General features: G+C 64.1%; 15 protein-coding genes and 1 pseudogene. 5 read left to right on the top strand and 11 right to left on the bottom strand.

Annotated elements, in window-relative coordinates; genetic code table 11:
- The 8 genes and pseudogenes from NTCA1_RS15195 to NTCA1_RS15230 all read right to left on the bottom strand — a co-directional run.
- A pseudogene (locus tag NTCA1_RS15195) lies at positions 1-82 on the bottom strand (electron transfer flavoprotein subunit beta/FixA family protein); the annotation flags it as partial.
- A 5-nt stretch (positions 83-87) separates the two neighbouring features.
- Positions 88-2112: an acetyl/propionyl/methylcrotonyl-CoA carboxylase subunit alpha gene (locus NTCA1_RS15200; RefSeq protein ID WP_159831133.1), complete on the bottom strand. Its 2025-nt coding sequence runs from the start codon at positions 2110-2112 to the stop codon at positions 88-90.
- Complete coding sequence (locus tag NTCA1_RS15205; RefSeq protein WP_236549354.1) at positions 2094-2951, bottom strand: alpha/beta hydrolase; 858 nt, start codon at positions 2949-2951, stop codon at positions 2094-2096. Before NTCA1_RS15205 ends, NTCA1_RS15200 begins: the two co-directional genes overlap by 19 nt.
- A complete protein-coding gene (gene bioB, locus NTCA1_RS15210; protein WP_086491987.1) occupies positions 2948-4000 on the bottom strand; it encodes a biotin synthase BioB in 1053 nt (350 codons plus the stop codon). The genes NTCA1_RS15205 and bioB overlap by 4 nt, the downstream gene beginning before the upstream one ends.
- A gap of 89 nt (positions 4001-4089) precedes the next feature.
- Positions 4090-6240 (bottom strand): methylmalonyl-CoA mutase, encoded by a 2151-nt coding sequence (gene scpA, locus NTCA1_RS15215; RefSeq protein ID WP_159831134.1) that lies wholly within the window; start codon positions 6238-6240, stop codon positions 4090-4092.
- Positions 6241-6382: 142 nt separating this feature from the next.
- The gene (mce, locus tag NTCA1_RS15220) at positions 6383-6820 is read right to left on the bottom strand and encodes a methylmalonyl-CoA epimerase (protein WP_159831135.1); all 438 of its coding nucleotides are present in this window, start codon (positions 6818-6820) and stop codon (positions 6383-6385) included.
- The gene (gene bktB, locus NTCA1_RS15225) at positions 6817-7998 is read right to left on the bottom strand and encodes a beta-ketothiolase BktB (RefSeq protein ID WP_159831136.1); all 1182 of its coding nucleotides are present in this window, start codon (positions 7996-7998) and stop codon (positions 6817-6819) included. Before bktB ends, mce begins: the two co-directional genes overlap by 4 nt.
- 103 nt (positions 7999-8101) lie before the next feature.
- Entirely contained in the window at positions 8102-9628 is a 1527-nt protein-coding gene (locus tag NTCA1_RS15230; protein ID WP_159831137.1) for an acyl-CoA carboxylase subunit beta, read from the bottom strand.
- 111 nt (positions 9629-9739) lie between these two features.
- Between NTCA1_RS15230 and NTCA1_RS15235 the strand changes: the two genes are divergently transcribed.
- Positions 9740-11149 (top strand): short-chain fatty acyl-CoA regulator family protein, encoded by a 1410-nt coding sequence (locus NTCA1_RS15235; protein WP_159831138.1) that lies wholly within the window; start codon positions 9740-9742, stop codon positions 11147-11149.
- Positions 11150-11185: 36 nt separating this feature from the next.
- On the opposite strand, the gene NTCA1_RS15240 is transcribed toward NTCA1_RS15235, so the two are convergent.
- Together NTCA1_RS15240 and NTCA1_RS15245 are read right to left on the bottom strand one after the other, a co-directional pair.
- Positions 11186-12508 (bottom strand): sigma-54 dependent transcriptional regulator, encoded by a 1323-nt coding sequence (locus NTCA1_RS15240; protein ID WP_159831139.1) that lies wholly within the window; start codon positions 12506-12508, stop codon positions 11186-11188.
- Positions 12505-14163, bottom strand: coding sequence for an ATP-binding protein (locus NTCA1_RS15245; RefSeq protein WP_236549355.1), 1659 nt, complete (start codon positions 14161-14163; stop codon positions 12505-12507). The genes NTCA1_RS15240 and NTCA1_RS15245 overlap by 4 nt, the downstream gene beginning before the upstream one ends.
- 502 nt (positions 14164-14665) lie before the next feature.
- Between NTCA1_RS15245 and NTCA1_RS15250 the strand changes: the two genes are divergently transcribed.
- From NTCA1_RS15250 to NTCA1_RS15260, 3 genes are all read left to right on the top strand, one after another.
- A complete protein-coding gene (locus tag NTCA1_RS15250; RefSeq protein WP_159831167.1) occupies positions 14666-16075 on the top strand; it encodes an alginate export family protein in 1410 nt (469 codons plus the stop codon).
- A 105-nt stretch (positions 16076-16180) separates the two neighbouring features.
- Positions 16181-17899, top strand: coding sequence for a malate dehydrogenase (quinone) (mqo, locus tag NTCA1_RS15255; protein WP_159831141.1), 1719 nt, complete (start codon positions 16181-16183; stop codon positions 17897-17899).
- 128 nt (positions 17900-18027) lie between these two features.
- On the top strand, positions 18028-20841 hold the full coding sequence (locus NTCA1_RS15260; protein ID WP_159831142.1) for a DUF5695 domain-containing protein: 2814 nt from the start codon (positions 18028-18030) through the stop codon (positions 20839-20841).
- A gap of 51 nt (positions 20842-20892) precedes the next feature.
- Here the strand turns inward: NTCA1_RS15260 and NTCA1_RS15265 are convergent, their stop codons facing one another.
- Complete coding sequence (locus NTCA1_RS15265) at positions 20893-21537, bottom strand: helix-turn-helix domain-containing protein (RefSeq protein WP_236549357.1); 645 nt, start codon at positions 21535-21537, stop codon at positions 20893-20895.
- Between the two features lie 222 nt (positions 21538-21759).
- On the opposite strand from NTCA1_RS15265, the gene NTCA1_RS15270 reads away from it, so the two are divergent.
- Entirely contained in the window at positions 21760-22977 is a 1218-nt protein-coding gene (locus tag NTCA1_RS15270; protein WP_159831143.1) for an MFS transporter, read from the top strand.
- Positions 22978-23004 lie beyond the last annotated feature (27 nt).

Raw genomic sequence — 23004 nt, forward strand, 5'->3', positions numbered from 1 at the left:
GGTCAACACCCGTACCATCCGCCTTCACGCGCGGCTTTACGTTGTAGTCGATCACCCGCTTTACGGGCACGAGGATCTTCATAGCGCTCACTCCATTTCGAGGATGACGGCGTCCACGGCGAGGCTTTCGCCCGCCTTGGCATTGACCGCCTTCACGACGCCCGATTTCTCGGCACGCAGGATGTTCTCCATCTTCATCGCCTCGACGACGGCCAGCGGCTGACCCGCTTCCACCTTGTCGCCCTCACCCACATGGAGCGCGACGAGCAGGCCCGGCATCGGGCAGATTAGGTACTTCGAAAGATCCGGCGGGATCTTTTCGATCATGTGACTATTCAGTGCGGCAACGCGGGTGGGCAGCACCAGCACGTCGTGGATCGCGCCGCGCGTGGTCATCTTCAGGCCCGTGCGCGTGGGCGCGACGCGGATGCCGATGGCCTCGCCGTCGATCTCGGCATCGATCAGGCGGTCGCCCGGCGTATATTCCATTGCCAGCTCCACCTGAACGCCGTTCACGGTGACGTCCTCGTCATCGATGACGACTTCATACGGCGCCTTGTCGATGGTGACGGTCCACTCCGAAGGCGGCGAGAGACGGCGCGGCGCCAGCTGACCATCGACGCGGCGCGCACGGTCGGCCCGCGCGGTGGCGACGAAAGCAGCGACGGCGGCCAGCTTGCCCTTCAGTTCCTCCGACGCAGGCGCGCCGGTGAAGCCTTCGGGATATTCCTCGGCAATGAAGCCCGTGGTCAGCTCGCCCGAGCGGAAGCGCGGGTGCTGCATGATGGCCGAGACGAAATCGATGTTGTGGCCAAGGCCTTCGATCTCGAACAGGTCGAGCGCGGCAACCTGCTTGTCGGCCGCCTCGTCGCGAGTCTCGCCCCAGGTGACTAGCTTGGCGATCATCGGGTCATAGAACATCGAGACTTCGCCGCCTTCGTAGACGCCGTCATCGACGCGAATGCCGTCCACGCCTCGGCGGCCATTCTCCGAACCGTCGTCGGTCCAGCCGTCAACCGGCGGCTGATAGCGCACGAGGCGGCCGGTCGAGGGCAGGAAGCCGCGATAGGGATCTTCGGCATAGACGCGGTTTTCGATGGCCCAGCCGTCGATCTTCACGTCGGCCTGCGTCATCTCCAGCTTCTCGCCAGCAGCAACGCGGATCATCTGCTCGACCAGATCGACGCCGGTGATCGCTTCGGTAACCGGGTGCTCGACCTGAAGACGGGTGTTCATTTCCAGGAAGTAGAAGCTCTCTCCCGTCGGATCGGCGCCCGAGACGATCAGTTCCACCGTGCCCGCCGAATAGTAGCCCACCGCGCGCGACAGGGCGACACACTGCTCGCCCATGGCCTTGCGCATTGTCGGGGTCACAAAGGGCGACGGCGCTTCCTCCACCACCTTCTGATGGCGGCGCTGGATCGAGCATTCGCGCTCGTTCAGGTAGAGGATGTTGCCGTGCTTGTCGCCCAGGATCTGGATCTCGATATGGCGCGGGTTGAGGATGAACTTCTCGATGAAGACGCGGTCGTCACCGAAGGAGTTCAGGCCTTCGCGCTTCACGCTCTCGAAGCCCTCGCGTACGTCCTGCTCGCTATAGGCAAGGCGCATGCCCTTGCCGCCGCCGCCCGCGCTGGCCTTCATCATCACCGGATAGCCGATCTCGTTAGAGATGCGCACGGCGTGTTCGGTATCCTCGATCTCGCCGACGAAGCCGGGCACGACGTTGACGCCGGCCTGCTTGGCAAGCTTCTTGGATTCGATCTTGTCACCCATCGCGGCGATGGCGCCCACAGGAGGGCCGATGAACTCGATGCCCTCTGCGGCCAGCGCCTCTGCGAAGGAAGTACGCTCGGACAGGAAGCCGTAGCCCGGATGGACCGCTTCGGCGCCGGTCTGCTTGCAGGCCTGGATGATCTTGTCGGCAATCAGGTACGACTGCGCGGCGGGCGCGGGGCCGATGTGGACGGCCTCATCGGCCATCTGCACGAAAGGCGCGCGGGCATCGGCATCCGAATAGACGGCCACCGTCTGGATGCCCATGCGGCGCGCGGTCTTGATGACGCGGCAGGCAATCTCGCCACGGTTTGCAATCAGGATCTTTTTGAACATGTCACCTCGAAGCCCCATTCGGGGTCATGCTTGTTGTCGGTCGGAAACAGGAATTGCAGCGCCTGTGGCGAAAGGACGTGATAGGCAGTCGCGTGCGTCAGGTCGGTGCGCGGGGACAGGCAAACGAGCGAGCCCCCCACACCGGCAACACGCTCTGCCGCCTCGGCCGTCTCGGGCCCCTCGTTGGAATAAGTGAGGAACAGGGAACCGCGCTTCGGTTTGGCCGCAAGAAGCTCCGCCGCCGCTTTCGAAAGCGCGCCGTCGTCCCACCACAGGCTCGCATCGATGGCGGCATAACGGTGGAACAGGCTGGGTTCACGCAGCCAGGTTTCAACGATGAACAGTCCGGCGAGCGACTCGCCGATCACGCCGTCATCGCCATTGGTGCGATAGCCCGCTTCGATCAGGGGCTTGACCCGGTCGCGCAGGAAGGCGCGGAACTGGGCCGAATGCCCGGCGGTGGGATACTGCTTGTGCTCCGCAGCGTTACCCGGCGTGCCGATCAGTTCGGCGCGCCGGTCCTTGCTCTCGATTCCCACGACGATGACCGGCAGCGAGCGTCCCCACAGGGCATTGAGCGCGCTGGATCCGGCGACATGCAGGAAATCCTGAGAGAGCCCCCCATCGATCAGATAGAGGACGGGGTAACGCGCGTTTCCTTTCGCATAGTCTTCGGGAAGGTAGACGTTGACCTGTCTCTGATCGCCATCTGCAAAGGTGACGATGTGCGTCTCGCCGATCGTGATCGGAGACGCAGCGGACGTCGCGGCAATCGCAACGCCCGGCATGAAAGCTGGGCAGGACAGCGCCAGCAGCATCGATCCTGCCCATCTGATCATTCGGCAGCTTCCAGTTTCGCGCAGCCCTTGGGCATCCGCTGGGCTTCGACTTGCGCCGGGGTCAGTTCGATCGCCATCGGCTTGATGCCGAGACGGGCAAACATTGCCGCGTCATTGTCGTCGCCCGAGTTCGGCGCGGTCAGCAGCTTGTCGCCGGTGAAGATCGAATTCGCACCGGCCATGAAGCACATCGCCTGCGTCATTTCGGACATCGATTCGCGGCCCGCCGAGAGGCGCACCATCGAAAGCGGCATGGTGATGCGCGCCACCGCGACGGTGCGCACGAATTCCACGTCGTCGATCTTGGCGAGCGGGGTATCGGCCAGCATGTCGCCCAGCACGGTGCCCTTCACGGGAACCAGCGCGTTGACCGGCACCGACTGCGGGTGATCGGGCAGCGTCGCCAGCGTGTGGACGAAGCCCACGCGGTCGGCGCGCGTCTCGCCCATGCCGACGATGCCGCCGGAGCAGACGTTGATGCCCGCCATGCGCACGTTCGACAGCGTATCGAGGCGGTCGTCCATCGTGCGCGTGGTGATCACCTGATCGTAACGCTCGGGCGAGGTGTCGATGTTGTGGTTGTAGTAATCGAGGCCGGCTTCGGAGAGCATGTCCGCCTGATCGGGCGTCAGCATGCCCAGCGTCATGCAGGTTTCCATGCCCATGGCGCGCACGCCCTTCACCATCTCGATGATGGCGGGCATGTCGCGGTCCTTGGGGTTGCGCCAGGCGGCGCCCATGCAGAAGCGGGTGGAGCCCTGATCCGCCGCCTGCGCCGCGCGCTGCAGCACCTGCTGCACTTCCATCAGCTTGGTCGCCTTGACGCCGCTGTTCGCCGAAACCGACTGCGAGCAATAGCCGCAATCTTCCACGCAGCCGCCGGTCTTGATCGAAAGCAGCGTGGAAAGCTGCACTTCGTTATGCGGATGGCTGGCGCGATGGACTTCGGCTGCGCGGAAGACCAGTTCGGTGAACGGCAGGTCGAACAGCGCCGCGATTTCCTCGCGGGTCCAGTCGGTACGTGGGGTGACGGCGGGGGTCTCGGTCATAGTCATTCCTCAGGCGGTGCGCGCGGGATGACGCGCGGCCAAACCCCGGTCATAGGGCCAAGCGCGGCATCGATCCAGCATCACCGTCCTTATTCCGCCGCTTCCAGCGAAGAACCGAGCGGCGGCATGTTGTGGCCAAGCAGGCGCAGCACGTCGGCGGCGCATTCGACCACGTTGGAGCCCGGGCCGTAGATGCCCTGAACGCCCGCGTTGCGCAGGTATTCATAGTCCTGCGGCGGGATGACACCGCCCGCGATCACCTTGATGTCGCTGCGTCCGGCTTCGCGCAGTTTCTGGATCAGTTCGGGGATCAGCGTCTTGTGACCGGCCGCAAGACTGGACGCGCCGACCACGTCGACCGCGCTCTCCAGCGCCAGTACCACGGTTTCCTCGGGAGTCTGGAACAGCGGACCCGACACGACGTCGAAGCCCATGTCCCCGAAGGCGGAGGCGATCACGTTGGCGCCGCGATCGTGGCCGTCCTGCCCCATCTTGGCGACCAGCACCTTGGGCTTGCGGCCGAGACGGCGCTCCACCGCAGCCACGCCGTCCAGCACCTGCTGCCAGCGGCTGTCGCCTTCGTAAGGCGCGGCATAGACGCCCTTCACCGGGGTCGGCTGCGTGCCATAGCGCTGGAAGCTGTCTTCCATGGCCGAGCTGATCTCGCCCAGCGTGGCGCGCGCGCGGGCGCACTCCACGGCGAGCGCAAGCAGGTTGTTCTCGATGCTGGCGGGCGCGGCGGCACCGTCGCGCAGGGCCGCCAGCGCAGCCTGGCACGCAGCCTCGTCACGCTGCGCCTTCATCTTGTTGATGCGGGCAATCTGGCCTTCGCGGACCTTGGCGTTGTCCACTTCCAGCGTTTCCAGCAGATCTTCGCTGGCAAGGCGGTACTTGTTGACGCCGACGATCACGTCGTCGCCCCGGTCCACGCGGGCCTGACGGGCGGCGGCGGCGGTCTCGATCATCGCCTTGGGCCAGCCGGCGGCGACGGCCTTGGCCATGCCGCCGTCGGCCTGCACCCGCTCGATGATCTCCCAGGCCTGGTCGACCAGTTGCTGGGTCAGCGATTCAATGTAGTACGACCCACCCAGCGGATCGACGACATTGCACATGCCGGTCTCTTCCTGGATGATGATCTGCGTGTTGCGGGCGATGCGGGCCGAGAAGTCGGTCGGCAGCGCAATCGCTTCGTCCAGCGCGTTGGTGTGCAGCGACTGGGTGCCGCCCAGCATCGAGGCCATCGCCTCGATCGTGGTGCGGATGACGTTGTTGTAGGGGTCCTGCTCCTGCAAGCTCACGCCCGAAGTCTGGCAGTGGGTGCGCAGCATCTTCGATCGTTCGTCCTTGGCGTCAAGCTCCGTCATCACCCGGTGCCACAGCACCCGTGCGGCGCGCAGCTTGGCGACCTCCATGAAGAAGTTCATGCCGATGGCGAAGAAGAACGAGAGGCGGCCGGCGAACTTGTCGATATCGAGGCCCGATGCCACGCCGTACTTCACGTATTCCGCGCCGTCGGCGATGGTGAAGGCCAGTTCCTGCACCTGCGTCGCCCCGGCTTCCTGCATGTGGTAGCCGGAAATCGAGATCGAGTTGAACTTCGGCATCTCGCGGCTGGTGTAGCCGAAGATGTCCGAGATGATCCGCATCGAAGGCTCTGGCGGGTAGATGTAGGTGTTGCGGACCATGAACTCCTTGAGGATGTCGTTCTGGATGGTCCCGTCGAGCAGCTTGCGATCGACGCCCTGCTCTTCGCCGGCCACGATAAAGAAGGCCAGAATCGGGATCACTGCGCCGTTCATCGTCATCGAGACCGACATCTTGTCGAGCGGAATGCCGTCGAACAGGATCTTCATGTCCTCGACGGAATCGATGGCGACGCCCGCCTTGCCCACGTCACCCACGACGCGCGGATGGTCGCTGTCATAGCCGCGATGGGTGGCAAGGTCGAAGGCGACCGAAAGGCCCTTCTGGCCCGCCGCAAGGTTGCGGCGATAGAAGGCGTTCGATTCCTCGGCCGTGGAGAAGCCCGCGTACTGGCGGATGGTCCAGGGACGGCCGGCATACATCGAGGCGCGCACGCCGCGCGTGAACGGCGCAAAGCCGGGAAGGCCGGGATCGACGGTCACGTCCTCGGCGGTGTAGAGCGGCTTTACCGCGATACCCTCGGGCGTGTTCCAGGTCAGGTCCTTGCCCTTGACCTCCTTGTCGGCGGCTGCCTTCCAGTCGTTGATGTCTGCCATCTTCGGCTTCCTGCATCGTCGTCCCGGACTCGATCCGGGACCGGTGTCTGTCTTTAGGCGGGCGCTGTCTTCGGGGCGCCCTGCCGCGAGGTGGGCCGTTCTTGGCCAGCGGTCCCGGATCAAGTCCGGGACGACGTGAAACTTAATGCGCGCCCTTGGGCGTTTCCATGACCTCGGTGAGCTGACCGCCCATGTCCTTAGGGTGGACGAAGAAGATCAGCGTCCCGTGCGCGCCAATGCGCGGCTCACCCAGCACGCGCTTGCCAAGGCCTTCGAACCACGCCTTGGCGGCGTGAATGTCCGGCACTTCGTAGCAGATGTGGTGCTGGCCCCCGAGCGGGTTCTTTTCCAGCCATTTCCCCACGGCCGAGTCCACCGCAGTGGGCTGGAGCAGTTCGATCTGCGTACCGGCCGTGCCGTCCTCGCCGGGCGTGTTGACGAAGCAGACGCGCACTTGCTGGCTTTCCAGCACGAACGGCTCGGTAATATCGGTGGCGCCCATCACGTCGCGATAGAACGCGATCGAGGCGTCGAGATCGGGCGTGGCAACGCCGATATGGTTGAGACGACCCAGCTTCACGCCACATTCTCCAGCACGAGAGCAATGCCCTGCCCGCCGCCGATGCACATGGTGACGAGGCCGTACTTCCCGCCGGTGCGCTTCAACTCGTACATGCACTTGATGGCGAGCATCGTGCCGGTCGCGCCGACCGGATGGCCGATGGAGACGCCCGAACCATTGGGGTTTACCTTCTCGGGATCGAAGCCGAGTACCTTGGAAACGGCAGCGGCCTGCGCGGCGAAAGCCTCGTTGCTCTCGATCACGTCCATCTGATCAAGCGAGAGCCCGGCGCGCTTGAGTGCCACCGGCACCGCCTTGATCGGGCCTTCGCCCATATAGGCGGGCTCGACACCGGCATGGCCCCAGGCGACGATCTTCGCCATTGGCTTGAGGCCCCGCTTCTCGACTTCCGAAGCGGTCGCCAGCACCACGGCGGCAGCGCCGTCGTTGATGCCGGAGGCATTGCCGGCAGTGACCGCGCCGTCCTTCTTGAAGGCGGGCTTCATGCTGCCCAACGTCTCGACAGTGGTGTCGGCGCGGACATGTTCGTCGGTGTCGAAGACGGCGACGCCCTTGCGGGTCTTCACTTCGATGGGAAGGATCTGGTCCTTGAACCGACCTTCCGCAATCGCGCGAGAGGCGCGCTGGTGGCTGGTCGCGGCAAGCATGTCCATGTCCTCGCGGGTGACGCAGTGGCGTGTCGCAACGTTCTCGGCCGTGATGCCCATGTGGTAGCCGCCGATGGCGTCCGACAGGCCGACGGTCAGCGCGTCTTCCTGCGTGTTCGCGCCCATCTTCTTGCCCCAGCGCACGCCGTGGTCGTGATAGGGCACGTTCGACATCGATTCCGCGCCGCCCGCGACGGTGATCCCCGCCTCACCCAGCTTCATCATCTGCGCGGCCGAAACGATCGCCTGCACGCCCGATCCGCAAAGGCGGTTGAGCGTCAGCGAAGGCACGTCGAACGGCACGCCGGCATTGATGCCGATCACGCGGCTGAGCATCTCGTCCCTGGCGCTGGTCGGCATGACCTGGCCGATGACGATATGACCGACGTCCTCGGGCGAAACGCCCGCACGGGCCAGCGCCTCGGTCACGACCTTGCCGCCGAGATCGGACGGCATGAACGACTTCAGCGAGCCGCCGAAATCACCGACTGCCGTGCGCACGCCGCTGACGATGTAGATGTCTTCCATGACCTGACTTCCCAATTTTGCTGCTGACACATGCCGTCTTTCGCGGCCTAAAGAAGATCGCGGAACTCTCAAAAAAGAGGTGTCCCGCGGTACTCATGCGCGATCAGAGCGGAATGTTATCGTGCTTCTTCCAGGGGTTTTCGAGGCTCTTGCTCCGCAGCTTGCGCAGCCCCAGCGCGATGCGCTTGCGGGTCGAGTGCGGGTAGATAACCTCGTCGATATAACCCCGGCTCGCCGCCACGAAGGGATTGGCGAAGCGGTCTTCGTATTCCTTGGTCTTCTCGGCAATGCCTTCGGGCGAGAGGCCGCGGAAGATGATCTCCACCGCGCCCTTCGCGCCCATCACCGCGATTTCGGCGGTCGGCCAGGCGTAGTTGAGATCGCCGCGCAAATGCTTGGAGGCCATGACGTCGTAAGCGCCGCCATAGGCCTTGCGGGTGATCACGGTGATCTTCGGCACGGTCGCCTCGGCATAGGCGAACAGCAGCTTGGCGCCGTGCTTGATGATGCCGTTGTGTTCCTGATCGGTGCCCGGCAGGAAGCCCGGAACGTCCACGAAAGTGATGATCGGGATGTTGAAAGCATCGCAGAAGCGCACGAAACGCGCGGCCTTCTTGGACGAGTTGATGTCCAGCACGCCCGCCAGCACCATCGGCTGGTTGGCGACGACGCCCACGGTCTTGCCCTCGATGCGGCCGAAACCGACGATGATATTGCCGGCATGCAGCGGCTGAACCTCGAAGAAATCACCCTCGTCGAGCGTCTTCCTGATCACCTCATGCATGTCGTAAGGCTGGTTCGCCGAGGGCGGAATTACCGTGTCGAGGCTTTCCTCGGCACGGTCCCACGGATCGGCGCAGGGACGCTCGGGCACTTCCTCACGGTTGTTGAGCGGCAGGAAGTCGAAGAAATCGCGCGCCGCCAGCAGCGCCTCGATATCGTTCTCCAGCGCGAGGTCGGACACCGAGGTCTTGCTGGAGTGCGTGACCGCACCGCCCAGCTCTTCCTGGGTGACGACTTCGTTGGTGACGGTCTTCACCACGTCCGGCCCGGTGACGAACATGTAGGAGCTGTCCTTCACCATGAAGATGAAGTCCGTCATCGCCGGCGAGTAGACCGCACCGCCCGCGCAGGGGCCCATGATCAGCGAAAGCTGCGGCACCACGCCCGATGCGAGCACGTTGCGCTGGAACACTTCGGCATAACCGCCGAGCGAGGCCACGCCTTCCTGGATGCGCGCGCCGCCGGAATCGTTGAGGCCGATCACCGGCGCGCCGACCTTCATCGCATTGTCCATCAGCCTGCAGATCTTCTGCGCGTGACGGTGCGACAGAGAGCCGCCGAACACTGTGAAGTCCTGGCTGAACACGAAGACCAGACGGCCATTGATGGTACCCGAACCGGTGACGACGCCGTCGCCGGGGATGCGCTGGCTTTCCATGCCGAAGTCGGTGCAGTCATGCTCGACGTAGAGGTCGAATTCCTCGAAGCTGCCTTCGTCCAGCAGGATGTCGAGACGCTCCCGCGCCGTCAGCTTGCCCTTGGCATGCTGCGCGGCAATGCGCTTCTCGCCACCACCCAGCTTCGCTGCGGCGCGGCGCTTCTCCATCTCGGCTATATTGGCTGACATTTCCAAACCCAATGACGATGACTTTCCTTGGAAATGATGCCTCCCACCTGACTTGTCCAATGCAATTTTGCAAAGTTGCAAATCACAAGTTTGCAAAGTAGGCTCAAAAAAATGGGCATACGCAGGACATTTGCCGGAGCGAATCTGAAGAGCCTTCGCTCGAGCCGAAACTTGCGCCAATCGGAATTGGCAGCCACGCTCGGCATAAGCGCCTCCTACCTCTCTCAACTGGAAAACGACGATCGCCCGCTGACGCTCAGCCTGGCCGACCGCCTGCGCAAGGCATTTCCCGTGGAATGGCAGGACATTCCCATCGATAGAAGCGCAGAGCTTTTGCACACTTTGGAAGAGGCGATTTCCGATACCGCACAGCCTCGAAAAACCGTCACGGCAAATCTGAGCAAGCTCGTCGAGCAATTCCCGGAGTTCGCCGAAAGGTTCGTCGAGCTTCACCGAAGCCATCGTGCGGACCAGCAGCGCCTGGAAATGCTCGATGAAGCACTCGGCGCGGACAACACCGCTGGAGGGCGCCTGCCTTGGGAAGAAGTCAGAGACTGGTTTCATAACGTTAACAACTATGTCGACGAACTGGACAGACACGCGGAAGCATTTTGCGCGACGCTGTCACAGAAATCGGAAACGCCGTCGATCGACCAGATGCGAGAGTGGCTCGAACGTCGGAATATCACCTTGCAGTTCGAACGTCGCGGCCCGGTTCGTCGCTATGACAGTGCCACAAGAACCTTGATCATAAATAGCGCCCAGGCGAACGACAGCGTGAAGTTCCATATCTCTTGGCACATAACTACGGAATTATTTCGAAAGGAAATAAACCAGATCGTCGAGAATGCCGAATTGAAATCGGAAACGGCTCGGCAATTGCTGGCAATCGGGCTGGGGAACTACATGGCTGGGGCCTTGATAATGCCCTATGAACGGTTCCGGCGTGCCGCCGGTGAATTTCGTCACGACGTCGATGAATTGCGACATCTGTTCGGAACGACTTTCGAACAGGTCTGCCACCGCCTGTCGACGTTACAACGACCAAATGCCCGAGGCACGCCGATGTATTTCTGTCGTGTCGACATGGCCGGCAATATTACGAAGCGACATTCCGCCACGCGGTTACGCTTCGCACGCTTCGGCGGCGCTTGCCCGCTTTGGATCGTTCATGAAGCGGTAGCCGTCCCGGATCGCATTCATGTGCAACTCGCGGAAATGCCTGACGGTGTCCGCTATGTTTCGATTGCCAAGGGTCTTGTCAAACAGACGGGCAGCTATGCCCGCCGCGAGCGCCGATTTGCCGTTGCCCTGGGATGCGAGGCGGCCTTCGCAAGCGAATTCGTCTATGCGGACGAACTCAACCTGAACTGCAAGCAATCCGTCTCCCCCATCGGGGAATCGTGCAGGATCTGCCCCCGCGGCGATTGTGATCAGCGGGCATTTCCCCCCAATGACAGGGAAATAACGGTCGATCTCTCCAGGCGAGAAATAGTGCCTTATCAAATCAGTTCACGATGAATTGGCATTCGACAGATCATACCGACGACGATTTATTCATGAACTCAGGCTCCGCCTGATCTCATCCAGATCAAGGCCATGTCGCGCGACCTTGTAGTAGAACGTCTTGCGCGCCAGCCCCAGGTCGGCCATCGCCTTGCTGATATTTCCGCCCGCCACGCGGATCGCTTCCACCAGGATGCTGCGCTCGAAGGCGTCCATCTGTTGGTTGAGCGGCAGACGCGCCTGACCGGCCGTGGAGCTGTCCTCCAACCCGAGAACGACGCGTTCCGCGAAATGCGCCAGTTCCCGCACATTGCCCGGCCAGTCGTGGTCGACCAGCCTGGCCCAGGTCTGCCTATCGATCACCGGCACGTCCCGGCGAAGGCGACTGGCGGCAGCTTCCAGCAGGTGGGCGAAGATCAGCGGCACGTCTTCCCTGCGCTCCCGCAGCGGGGGGATCCGCAGGCGGATCGCCGCGAGACGATAGAGTAGGGCCGGTTGCACCTGCATTTCAGCGACATTTTCGCGCATGCAGGCGATCACGCGAACATCGACGGGCTGCGGTTCGCGGGCACCTTCGGGAAGGACCACCCTGTCCTCCATGAATTGCACCAGGTTTGCCTGAAGCGTGTCGCCGGCCTGGTCCACGTCATCCAGAAACAGGGTTCCGTCATGTGCCTGAAGGAGCTTGCCGTCGACCGGGCCATGCCCCGAACGCAAGCCGCCATGCAACATCGGCCGGGCGATCGCATCGGACAGGGCGCCGCAGGCGATGGTAACGAACCGCTGCCGCGCTCGCAGGCTGCGCTTGTGGATCATGCGCGCGACAAGCTCCTTGCCGGTGCCGGTTTCTCCTTCGATCAGCACGTCGATATCGGTCGCCGCCAGGCTCTCGATCGTCGCCCGGAGCCTTACGATCGCAGGGAAGTTGCCGATCAGCGGCGATGTCGGCTCGCTCACCATCTGTCGCAGCAGCCGGTTCTCCAGCACCAGGGCACGCTTCTCCGCCGCCCGCCCGACCGATGCGACGAGGCCGTCGGGATCGAACGGCTTGGTGAGGAAATCCCAGGCACCGCCCTTCAACGCAGCGATCGCCATTGGGACGTCACCGTGACCGGTGACGAGAATGACCGGAAGTTCGGCATCCATCGCCGCGATCGCACGGAACAGTTCGATACCCGACATGTGCGGCATCCGCACGTCGCTGACGACAACCCCGCGAAAACTTGCGTCGATGGCCTTGAGCGCCGCGCGCGGATCGTGAAACGACATGACCTCGTAGCCGGCGAGAGTCAGGGTCTGGCTCATGGCATCGCGCATGTCCTCGTCATCGTCGATCACCGCGACGCGGCGGATTTCGGGCAAAGGTTCGGTCATGCTCGGCGTAGCTCCATCTCGAAACAGGCCCCTCGTTCGACGGGTACCAGCCGCAGACCTCCGCCGAGATCCGCCATGATATCGCTGGCGATCACCAGCCCCAGGCCAAGCCCGGCCGGTCGGCTGGTGGCAAAGGGGGTGAACAACCGCTCCTGCATGTCCTGCGGGATGCCGGGACCGTTGTCCCGCACGCGGACGAGGACCCGTTCGTCCCTCGCCTCAACATCGATCGCGATCGCAGGAGCGGAGATGGTGTCCAGCGCCTCGAGCGCATTCTGCAGCAAGTTGACCAGCACCTGCTCCAGCCGGATCGCATCGGCCATGACGTGCAGGTCGTCGGGTATCTCGGAAATGGTCAGTTCCACCCCGCTCATGCGGGAGCGCAAGATCAACAGGCTGCCCTCGACCGGCACGCGGAGCGGGATCGCCGATATGGCACCCGTCGCCTTGCGGGAAAACCCGCGCAATTCGGCCGTTACCCGGCCGATCCGCTCCGTCAGCCGCTCGATCGTGGTGAGATTTTTCACGACCGAGGCAGTGTCCCCGCGCTCAAGGAGCTGACGGCCGTTGGCCGCATAAGCCCGGATCGCGGCCACCGGCTGGGCCGTCTCGTGCGCGATACCGGCGGTGATCTGCCCGAGCGAGGCCAGCCGATTGGCCTGGCGCAGCCCTTCGCGCAAAGCCTCGGCGCGTTCCTCTCCGGCGGCGCGTTCTTCCATTTCGCGGCGCAGTTCGCGCGTTCGTTCGGCAACGAGAGCTTCCAGTTCGCCGGTCCGCGCCGCGGCAAGCGCCGCGCGTTCGGCCCGCCGCAAGGCACGGTCCCGTGCGATCCAGCCCAGACCGGCCAGGACGACCAGCGCCAGCAGCGCGGAAATCCGCGCGGTGCGGGCGGCCCGATCCACACTGTCGGTCGACGTCAGGAGGTTGAGATGCCAGCCCGGCATGGCCATCGGTTCCGACGTCCACAGGAACCCCGCGCGCGCGCCTCCATCCAGCCTTACGATGCCGGATTCCATGTGCGTCAGCGGGGTTCTGGCAAGAGACCCCTTGCCGGACTGGAGTTCTGCCCGAAACTGTCGCCGGGCCATCGGTGAAAGTGGCCGCGTTGTCGTGAAGCGCCATTGCGGCCGGCTGGTGATAAGCACGATCCCTTCGGGTCCGGTGACGAATGTGATCTCACCCAGCCGCGCCCATTTTCGCTCGATTTCCTCGAACTCCAGCTTGACCACGATATAGCCGCCGCCACGCGTGCGCTGGGCAAGGTAGAGTCCCGGCCGTTCACTGACCGTGCCAAGCGCGAACTGGGCCCCAGCCCCTTGCCGCGCGGCGCTGCGGAAGTAATTTCGGAAGGCATAGTTCTGCCCCAGGAAACTGCGCGGCGTGGACGCATTGCTCGACGCCAGCGTCGTTCCCCGGGCATCGAGCAGATAGATCTGCGCCGCCCCGGTCGTCACCGCCAGGGTTTCCAGCTTGCGCGCGACCTGTCTCAGCGCGGCCTGCGATCCGGCCAGACCGGCAACGATATCGCTGTCGTCGGACAGGGCGACGGGAAGCAGGCGGAAGCGCTCGATCTCGCTTTCAAGGTAAGCCTCGCGCAGCACCGCCGCGGCGGCGGCATTCCGTTCCAGCCGCGTCCGCTCGCTGCTTGCGGCCATGCCGCCCGCAATCCAGACAACCGCGCCGCCGAGCATGAGCAGCACACATAAGCAGAGTGAGGGAATCAGATATCGGCGCGCCGTCATCCCCCGTCGATAGCGCCACGCGGGCACTGTGCCAATAGTGACACAATCTGAAAGACAACCTGTGCCAAAACCAGCACGAACAGGCATGGTCGCGATATCTAAAATATTTCTAATACTATGTTTAATAATGATATTTTTCTAGCAATTGGACAAATTGCATCAGCGTTCGGGCTGGAGATAATGCCGCAAAAATCAACCTCCCCGGCCACTCAACCATCGACGCGTGATCTGGCCGGGCCGGAAAGAGCCTTGCCATGCCTGCCCGTCCCCCGATCCGAAACCTCCGACAAGACCGCCTTTCAGGCATGCGCGACAATGCCTCCGCGTGGCCCGTTTCCGCCTAGGACCGTCGATCGTGCCAACAGTTCATCCGCGCCGGACGGTGCGCCTGGGCCTGAGTGCCTGCGCGGCAACCATGCTTCCGCTCACCCCGGCCTTCGCCGCTACTGACGACGAGACCGAAACCTATCCGGCCGAGGCGATCGGCGAAGGCAGTCTTTCGAAAGGCTACGGGCCGTCCCGCTGGGCCGAGGACTGGCGCCGCTATCGCGATCCGGCCAGCCGCGATGACCCGCTCGACCGGCTCAAGTTCCTGCCGCTGGACGGCGACGGCGACATCTACCTGTCGCTTAGCGGTGAACTGCGCCTGCGGATGAACCGCACCGGCAACCTGAACTTGCGCAATGCGGGCGACCAGCGGCAGGACATGATCCGCGTCATGGGGGCCGCCGACCTGCATGTCGGCCCGCATTTGCGGTTCTACGGAGAGCTGGCCCATGCCGGGATCTCGGGGCACAACATCGGCACGCCCGCCGGCTCGATGCGCAACGACCTCGTCGTGCTGCAGTCCTTTGCCGAGGCCCGGGGCCAGCTCGGCAATGTCGACATCGGTCTGCGCTATGGCCGTCAGGAGTTCATGGACGGCAGCAGCCTGCTGACCGCGCAGCGGGACAACAACGGGATCCGCTACGCACTGAACGGCGTGCGGGCCTGGGCCCGGACCGGCGCGGTGCGGATCGACGCATTCGATCTCAAGCCGACCCGCCTGGGCACCGGCGGCACGGGCGACGATAGCGTCGATCATGGCCAGCGTTTCTCGGGATTCACCGCAGGGCTGCGCATTCCGGCCAGGGCGCTGGGCGGATCGCGGCTCTACCTCGATCCGTTTTTCTGGCGACTGCGGAGCACCAGCATTACCCGCGGCGACACTTCCGCGCGGGAGGAGCGCCGCTTCACCGGCGCGCGGCTATGGGGAGAAGCGGGCCGCTGGGCGATAGACTGGACCGTCAATCACCAGTCCGGCCGTTTCGACGGGCGCAGGATCGATGCCTGGCAGGCCTTTCTGGCGCAGTCCTACAAGTTGCAGGGCCTGCCGCTTGCACCGCGCGTCGGGTTCCATGCCGACCACGCCGACGGAGGCGGCAGCTATACTTCGGGCAAGCTGACCGCGGCCACCACGCCGCACGGCAACAACGTCTACTTCAGCTATCAGCTCGCGCTTACCCCCACAAATCTGCGTACTGTCGCACCCAATCTGTCGCTGGCGCCCCTGCCCGGGGTGCGGGCGCTGCTGGAATACCAGTTCGCCTGGAGGCCCGATACGCGCGACGCCGTCTACCGCGCCAACCGTTCCGCCTATGCCGGGACCGAGCAGGTTGGCGGCCACAAAATCGGCGAATCCCTGCGTGCACAAGTGGTCTGGTCGGTCACGCCGCGCGTATCGATCACTGGCCGCTACGAACATCTCGATGCCGGCCCCGTGCTCACCCGCGCCGGCTTCGGCAATTCCGATTTCTTCGCCGCCTGGCTGAACCTGCGTTTCTGACGGGCGCACATCCATGAACCCCGCCCATTTAAGCCCCCGATCCGGTCCTTGCCAACCCTCTGTCCGCAAGGCCCGCAGTCCTTCGCAAACCGGAAGATCAGACACATGAACACTCCCATCAGACCGGCGCCTAGACCTCGCTCCCGGCGCGGCCTCAAGATTGCCGGCGGCGTAGTCCTCGCGCTGCTGCTTGCCTTCGTGGCCTTCCTCTATCGCCCGCTCTACTTCGGCGCGGCGCCGGCAGCCGAGAACGAGAAGCCGGTCGATGTCGTGGTGATCGGCGGCGGCATCATGAGCGTCACCCTGGCCACTTACCTCCAGGAACTGGAGCCGGGCTGGCAGGTGCGCCTGTTCGAGCGCATGGACAAAGTCGCCGCGGAAAGCTCGAACGGCTGGAACAACGCGGGAACCGGGCATTCCGGCTTCGCCGAGCTGAACTATACGCCGGAAAACGACGACGGCTCGATCGCGACCGCAAAAGCCGTCGAAATCGCGGAACAGTTCGAAGTCTCGCGCCAGTTCTGGTCCCACGAAGTCGCCGAAGGCCGCTTGCCGAAACCCTCCGCCTTCATCAATCCGACGCCGCACATGAGCTTCGTGTGGGGTGACGAGAACATCGCCTATCTGCACAAGCGGCAGCAGGCGCTGGTGAAGAACCCGCTGTTCTACGGCATGCAGTATTCCCAGGACCATGCCCAGATCGGCAAATGGGCGCCGCTGGTGATGGACGGCCGCGATCCTGCGCAGAAGGTCGCCGCGACGTACATGCCGCTTGGCACCGACGTCAATTTCGGCGTCATCACGCGCCAGCTCGCCCACTCGCTCCAGCGCAACCCCAACTTCCACATGCAGCTCGGCCATGAAGTGCGCGGGCTGCGCCGGAATGCCGACAGGACCTGGAACGTCACCGTCCGCGACCTTGCGACCGGGCATGACACCACGATCAAGTCGCGCTTCGTGTTCATCGGTGCGGGCGGTGCATCGCTCAAGCTCCTGCAGCTCTCCGGCATCCCCGAGGCCAAGAACTATGCAGGCTTCCCGGTCGGCGGCCAGTTCCTGGCGTTCCAAGCTCCTGCGGTCACCGGCCGTCACGACGTGAAAGTCTACGGCAAGGCGGAAGCCGGCTCGCCGCCGATGTCGGTCCCCCACCTCGATGCGCGCAAGCTCGACGGGCATGACATCACGCTGTTCGGCCCCTTCGCGCTGCAGAGCACGAAGTTCCTCAAGAACGGATCCTGGAGCGACCTGTTCGGTTCGGTGAACAACAACAATGTCGGCGGCATGATCAAGGTCGGCGCCGAGAACCTGGACCTCGTGCGCTACCTCTCGCAGCAGGCGATGCTTTCCGATGCCGACCGGCAGGCCGAACTGATGAAATACTACCCCAAGGCCCGCCGCGAAGACTGGAAGCTGATAACGGCGGGACAACGCGTGCAGATCATCAAACGCGACCCCAAGAAAGGCACCGTCCTGCAGTTCGGCACCGAGATCGTGACCGACAAGGACGGCACCATCGCCGCGCTGCTCGGCGCCTCGCCCGGTGCATCGACCTCGCCCGGCATCATGTTGGCCGTGATGGAAAAGGCATTCCCGCAGCAGATGAAGGGCGCATGGGGTGCCCGCGTTCGCCAGATGGTGCCTTCCTACGGGATGAAGCTGAACGACAGCCCGGCACTGACCAACCGTATCCGCCGGATGACCAGCGAGCGCCTTGGCCTGCCGTTCATCGCCGTCCCGGATAGTCTGAAGCAGGCGCCCCCTGCCCGCCGAAAGCCGGAGGTCGGACAAGACCGGAACCTCAACCGGGAGCAACAGGCACTGTGAATGAACGGCGTGCTGGGTGGATATCCGCCCGGCACGTCGCCCCTGCCTGAACAGTTGCCCAGTTTCTGTTCGAAGTTGCTTCAATTATATTATACGATATACATGAAGTGCTTTGACGGAGATGAGACTTGGACAGCGCTGATGAAGATACACTCGGCCCATCGCTCGAAAGTCGCCGCATCCCTCGCCGCCAGCTCCGCTCCAAGCCCTTCGGCGCGCTCGACCGACGGGGGGTGATCCGCGCGGGGCTGGCGGGTGTCTTCCTGCCTGCGCTTGAAGGGCAGTTGCAGGCCGCCCCTTCCCCGGCACCCGCGCCGCGAAAGATCGGCTCCCTACTCTCAGGTCGCGATAAACCCTTCAAGCTCGGCTTCGACGGCGGGCGTGTGACCAGTCTCACCTGCGCATCGCAGGCCGTACCGGGAGATTTCATCCATGCGGGCGCAGGTCTCGGGAATGCCACCGGGACCTACCGCATCCCGGATGGCCCGTGGCAGCGCTTCGAAACGCGCACGCTGGAGCCCGAGCACGTCAGGCAGTCCGAAAGCGGGGTGGAGACGCGCTACCTCCTCGCGCCCGGCATCTCCGTCACGAGCAGTGTCGCCCTCGAAGCCGAAGGGCTTTATCTGACCCTGACGCTTTCCAACGAGACCGCCTTGCCGGTCGAGTTCGGCGATCTTGCCCTTCCGCTGCCGATCAACATGATCCACGCGGCAAAGGGCGATCCCGACGCTCTCCTCAAGCATAGCTTCATTTCGGGCCGCAGTTCGCACATTTTCTGGCAGCGCAAGGACAGTCTCACCCCCTGGCTCGCCATGCTCCCGGAAAAGGGCGCGGCGCTCGAATACTGGGATGCGCCCAAGGATTCGCCAGACCTCTACCGGGTGTTCTTCCACGCCGCCGCCGAAGTCGCCGCCGTAAAGGCAGCGGGTTCGCGCTGGCGCCTGCCTGCGACCAGCCTCACGCTTGCGCCGGGGGCAACGGCCGGGCGAGGCGTGCGATTCCTGCTCGTGGACGGCTACGCGGCGATGCGCCGGACCATCGCCGAGCATGGGCTGATCGACGTCGAAGTGGTGCCGGGCATGACCGTGCCCACCGATCTCGACGTAGCGCTTTCGCTGGCATCCAGCGTATCGGTCGTCCGGCTGGAGCCCGAACATCCCGCGCACACCGAATGGACGCCGCTTGGAGAACGGGCCGGGCGGAAGCTCTTTCGGCTGCGCTTCGCCCGTCTCGGTGAGAACCACGTCACGCTGCATCAGGCGGACGGCGGGCGGACGACGCTGGAATTCTTCGTGACCGAGCCGGTCGAGACGATGATCGCCAAGCGCGGCGCCTTCATCGCCGCCCACCGTCACCGCGATCCCGCGAAGTGGTACGACGGCCTGCTGGCCGAATGGAACATGGAGAGCCAGACACTGCTCGGCCCGGACAATTACGACCGGATCAAGGGCTGGCGCATCTACGAAGTGACCTGCGACGATCCGGGCCTTTCCAAGCCCGCCTTCCTTGCCGCCAAGAACGCGGAATACCCGGTGCAGGCCGAGATCGACGCACTGGACGACTATATCGAGCACTTCGTCTGGGGCGGCCTCCAGCGCACCACCGAAGAGCAATGGCCTTACGCGCTCTACGGCATTCCCGACTGGAAGCGGAACCGCGACAGCGCCGATCCGGGCGAGAAGGGCCGCAAGCACTTCTGGCGGCCTTACGACTATCCGCATATCGCGCTGATGTATTTCGCGCTCTATCGCATCGCCAGGGACCGGCATGGCTTCCGCACGCGTCTTGCCGCCGCCGACTATCTCCAACGCGCCTTCGGCACCGCGCGGGCCATGTTCGTGATCCCCAAGGAGATCATCGACTGGACGGCGGACTCCACCGGCTTCTACAATGAACTGGTCATTCCCGACGTGATCGAGGCCCTGCGCCGCGAAGGCCTTGTAGCACAGGCGGACGAACTGGCCGGGCACTGGGAGCACAAGGTCGCGCACTTCGTGAACGAGGTCGACGATCTCTTCGCCTCGGAATACGCGTTCGATTCCACCGGCTTCGAATCGACGCAGGCGATCGCCCGCTATGCGCTCGACCGGCCGGAGCGCTTCCCGCCGGAACGTGCCCGCGCTTTCGCCAAGCGTCAGATGGACGCCAACCTGTTTTGCCGGGGCTGGCTGCAACCCTCGTATTACACGCTCGGCAGCGATTACCGCGCGCAGGCGGGCGATGCCTATACGCTGAGCTACATGGCGCAGATGGGCGGCTGGGCCATCCTCGATCATGCCCTGAACGACGCTTCCGATCATCGTCCCCTGCTGCGGCTTGGTCATGCCTCGGCGCTGAGCAGCTGGGCCTTGCTGAACAGCGGCACGCCGGAGAGCGGCTACGGCTACTGGTATCCCGGCAAGGCCAACGACGGCGGCGCGGGGGGCGGTTTCGAACCCGCCGCGCTTGGCGAGACATGGCTGGACCAGACCCACCGGCACGGGTCCTGGTACTATTCCTGCGAGATCGACCTCGGCTTCTGCGGCGCCCTGCGCGCGGCGGCCACCACGCTGGTCGACGACGAACTTTTCGGCCGCGTGGCACTTTCCGGTGTGCTGGAAGAACGCGATGACCAGCTTCTGGTCCATCCCCGCGACGGTGTGCGTCGGCGTTTTCACGCGCGCCTCGAAGAGCGTTCTCTCGATATCCAGTTGCTGGACGACGGCCGGTTCGCGTCCGACATGCCGATCCGGGTCAGCCCTCTGCTCGATCACTGCGAATTCGCGATCGACCACTCCTCCGGTCCCGCCCGTACCTTGCGGATCCGCATCTCCGGCAGAAATTCTTCGCGCTGGAATTTCACGGGAGCGGCCAAGGCCCTGAGCGCGGGCGAATACGCCATCGAGGTGAAGGAGGGCACGCGGCGAACGAACCTGAAGGCGCGAGCAGACCGGACAGGATAAGCCGCTTTTCCCGACGTGATGCGACGGTGCGTTCGCATCACGGGTCAAGCCCTACTGCGCGCGATAGCGGCTCGGCGGCGCACCCAGGACGCGTTTGAACATCGTCGAGAAATTGCCCGGTCCGTCATAGCCGAGATCGAGCGCGATCGCCGTGACGGAATCGCCTGCTGCCAGCCGCTGCAATGCTTCGGAGAGACAAGCCTGCTGCCGCCACTCGGCAAAGCTCATGCCCGTTTCGCGCCGGAACAGCCGGGTAAAGCGCCGACGGTTCATCGCCAGCGCATCCGACCACTGATCGATCGTCTCACTCGCCCGCGGACATTCGAGAAAGCGATGGCAGCGCTGCGCAAGCGCCGTATGGCGCGGAAAGGGCACGACGATCGGGATCACCGGCGCCAGGCAGATCTCCGCCACCAGCAGCGCCATCACCAGTCCGTCGCGTCCTTCCTCCACGTATTCGGCTGGCACCTCCGACGCCGCCACAAGAAGCTGGCGCAGCAGGGGGGATACCGAGACGACCCGGCAAGTATCGGCAAGGGTTGCGCTTGCCGCCTGGTCAATCAGCACACTGCGCGTCCGCACCGCGCCGACCATTCGCACCGAATGCGGCGTTCCGGCCGGAATCCAGACCGCACGCTCGGGCGGCGCGACCCAGGCCTTCGGGGGTGCTGACCGCCACAACCCCGCTTGCGGCATAAAGGAATTGCCCGCGCCGGTGGGTATGTTCGGCCAGTTCGAAAGATGCCGGATAATCGTTGCCTACCCCGACCACCGGGCGCGGCACATCCTCGAAATCGGCAGACTGGCGATGCTCGACTGGTTGTCCCATTTTCATAATTGATTGACCCATATGCCGAAGCGGGACGATCCAAAAGGGAATAAGTGCCGTCTTCTCAAATCGGGACAGGATGACAAGGAATGGCGACGAGTAGAACCAGTTCAGAGGCCGGGGCCAGGGCCGGGGGCGCGATCGACGGAACGGTGTTCGGCGTGATCGTCGCGATCAGTTTCTGCCACCTTCTGAACGACATGATGCAGTCGCTGCTTCCGGCGATCTATCCCGCGCTGAAAAGCGACCTGAAACTGAGCTTCGGCCAGATCGGACTGGTGACGCTCGCCTATCAGATCACCGCCTCGATCCTGCAACCGCTGGTCGGGCTCTATGCAGACAAACGGCCCACGCCGCTGGCCTTGCCCGGCGGCACACTGTTCTCGCTGGCCGGACTGACGGTGCTCTCCGCAGCGCATAGCTATTGGCTGGTGCTCGTCGGCGCCTCCTTGCTGGGCATGGGATCGTCCGTGTTCCATCCCGAATCCTCGCGCGTGGCACGGATGGCCGCCGGTGGACGGCACGGCCTTGCCCAATCCTTGTTCCAGGTCGGCGGCAATGCCGGACAGGCGCTGGGACCGCTGGCCGCCGCGCTGGTGGTGGTGCGCTGGGGCCAATCCAGCCTGGCCTTCTTCGCGCTGTTGGCGCTGCTCTCCGGCGCGGTGCTGTGGAACGTCGCCGCCTGGTATCGCAGCCACGGCCTCGAACGCCTCGCCGCCGGTCGCAAGGCCGCACTCTCCGGCGCCCTGCCGAAAGGACAGGCCGCGCGCGGCATCGCGATATTGCTGGCGCTGATCTTCTCCAAATACGTCTATCTCGCCAGCCTGACGAGCTACTTCACATTCTACCTGATCCACCGTTTCGGACTCTCCGTGCAGAACGCGCAGTTCCATCTGTTTGCCTTTCTGGCAGCCGTCGCCGTGGGCACGGTCATGGGCGGGCCGCTGGGCGATCGCTTCGGCCGCAAGTACGTGATCTGGTTCTCGATCCTGGGCGCCCTGCCCTTCACCCTGCTCCTGCCCTATGCCAGCCTGTTCTGGACCGGCCCGCTGACCGTGGCGATCGGCCTGATCCTGGCTTCCGCGTTTCCCGCTATCGTCGTGTTCGCGCAGGAACTGGTTCCCGGCAAAGTGGGCATGATCTCAGGCCTGTTCTTCGGGTTCTCGTTCGGAATGGGCGGCATAGGCGCCGCTGTGCTGGGTTGGCTGGCCGATCGCACGAGTATCGAAACGGTCTACCATATCTGCGCCTTTCTCCCGGCAATCGGCCTCCTGACCGCGTTGCTTCCGCGTCTCGACAAGAACTGAGCTATCCGCGAAATCACGGCCAAGGGG

Origin of the sequence: Novosphingobium sp. TCA1 (assembly GCF_009811895.1) — a bacterium.
In the GTDB taxonomy this organism is placed as follows: domain Bacteria; phylum Pseudomonadota; class Alphaproteobacteria; order Sphingomonadales; family Sphingomonadaceae; genus Novosphingobium; species Novosphingobium panipatense_A.

Excerpts from the sequence above, each read along its gene's own strand:
- NTCA1_RS15200 (WP_159831133.1), bottom strand. The coding sequence starts at position 2,112 with ATGTTCAAAAAGATCCTGATTGCAAACCGTGGCGAGATTGCCTGCCGC.
- NTCA1_RS15205 (WP_236549354.1), bottom strand. The coding sequence starts at position 2,951 with ATGATCAGATGGGCAGGATCGATGCTGCTGGCGCTGTCCTGCCCAGCT.
- bioB (WP_086491987.1), bottom strand. The coding sequence starts at position 4,000 with ATGACCGAGACCCCCGCCGTCACCCCACGTACCGACTGGACCCGCGAG.
- scpA (WP_159831134.1), bottom strand. The coding sequence starts at position 6,240 with ATGGCAGACATCAACGACTGGAAGGCAGCCGCCGACAAGGAGGTCAAG.
- bktB (WP_159831136.1), bottom strand. The coding sequence starts at position 7,998 with ATGGAAGACATCTACATCGTCAGCGGCGTGCGCACGGCAGTCGGTGAT.
- NTCA1_RS15230 (WP_159831137.1), bottom strand. The coding sequence starts at position 9,628 with ATGTCAGCCAATATAGCCGAGATGGAGAAGCGCCGCGCCGCAGCGAAG.
- NTCA1_RS15235 (WP_159831138.1), top strand. The coding sequence starts at position 9,740 with ATGGGCATACGCAGGACATTTGCCGGAGCGAATCTGAAGAGCCTTCGC.
- NTCA1_RS15240 (WP_159831139.1), bottom strand. The coding sequence starts at position 12,508 with ATGACCGAACCTTTGCCCGAAATCCGCCGCGTCGCGGTGATCGACGAT.
- NTCA1_RS15245 (WP_236549355.1), bottom strand. The coding sequence starts at position 14,163 with ATGGCCGCAAGCAGCGAGCGGACGCGGCTGGAACGGAATGCCGCCGCC.
- NTCA1_RS15250 (WP_159831167.1), top strand. The coding sequence starts at position 14,666 with ATGCTTCCGCTCACCCCGGCCTTCGCCGCTACTGACGACGAGACCGAA.
- mqo (WP_159831141.1), top strand. The coding sequence starts at position 16,181 with ATGAACACTCCCATCAGACCGGCGCCTAGACCTCGCTCCCGGCGCGGC.
- NTCA1_RS15265 (WP_236549357.1), bottom strand. The coding sequence starts at position 21,537 with ATGCCGCAAGCGGGGTTGTGGCGGTCAGCACCCCCGAAGGCCTGGGTC.
- NTCA1_RS15270 (WP_159831143.1), top strand. The coding sequence starts at position 21,760 with ATGGCGACGAGTAGAACCAGTTCAGAGGCCGGGGCCAGGGCCGGGGGC.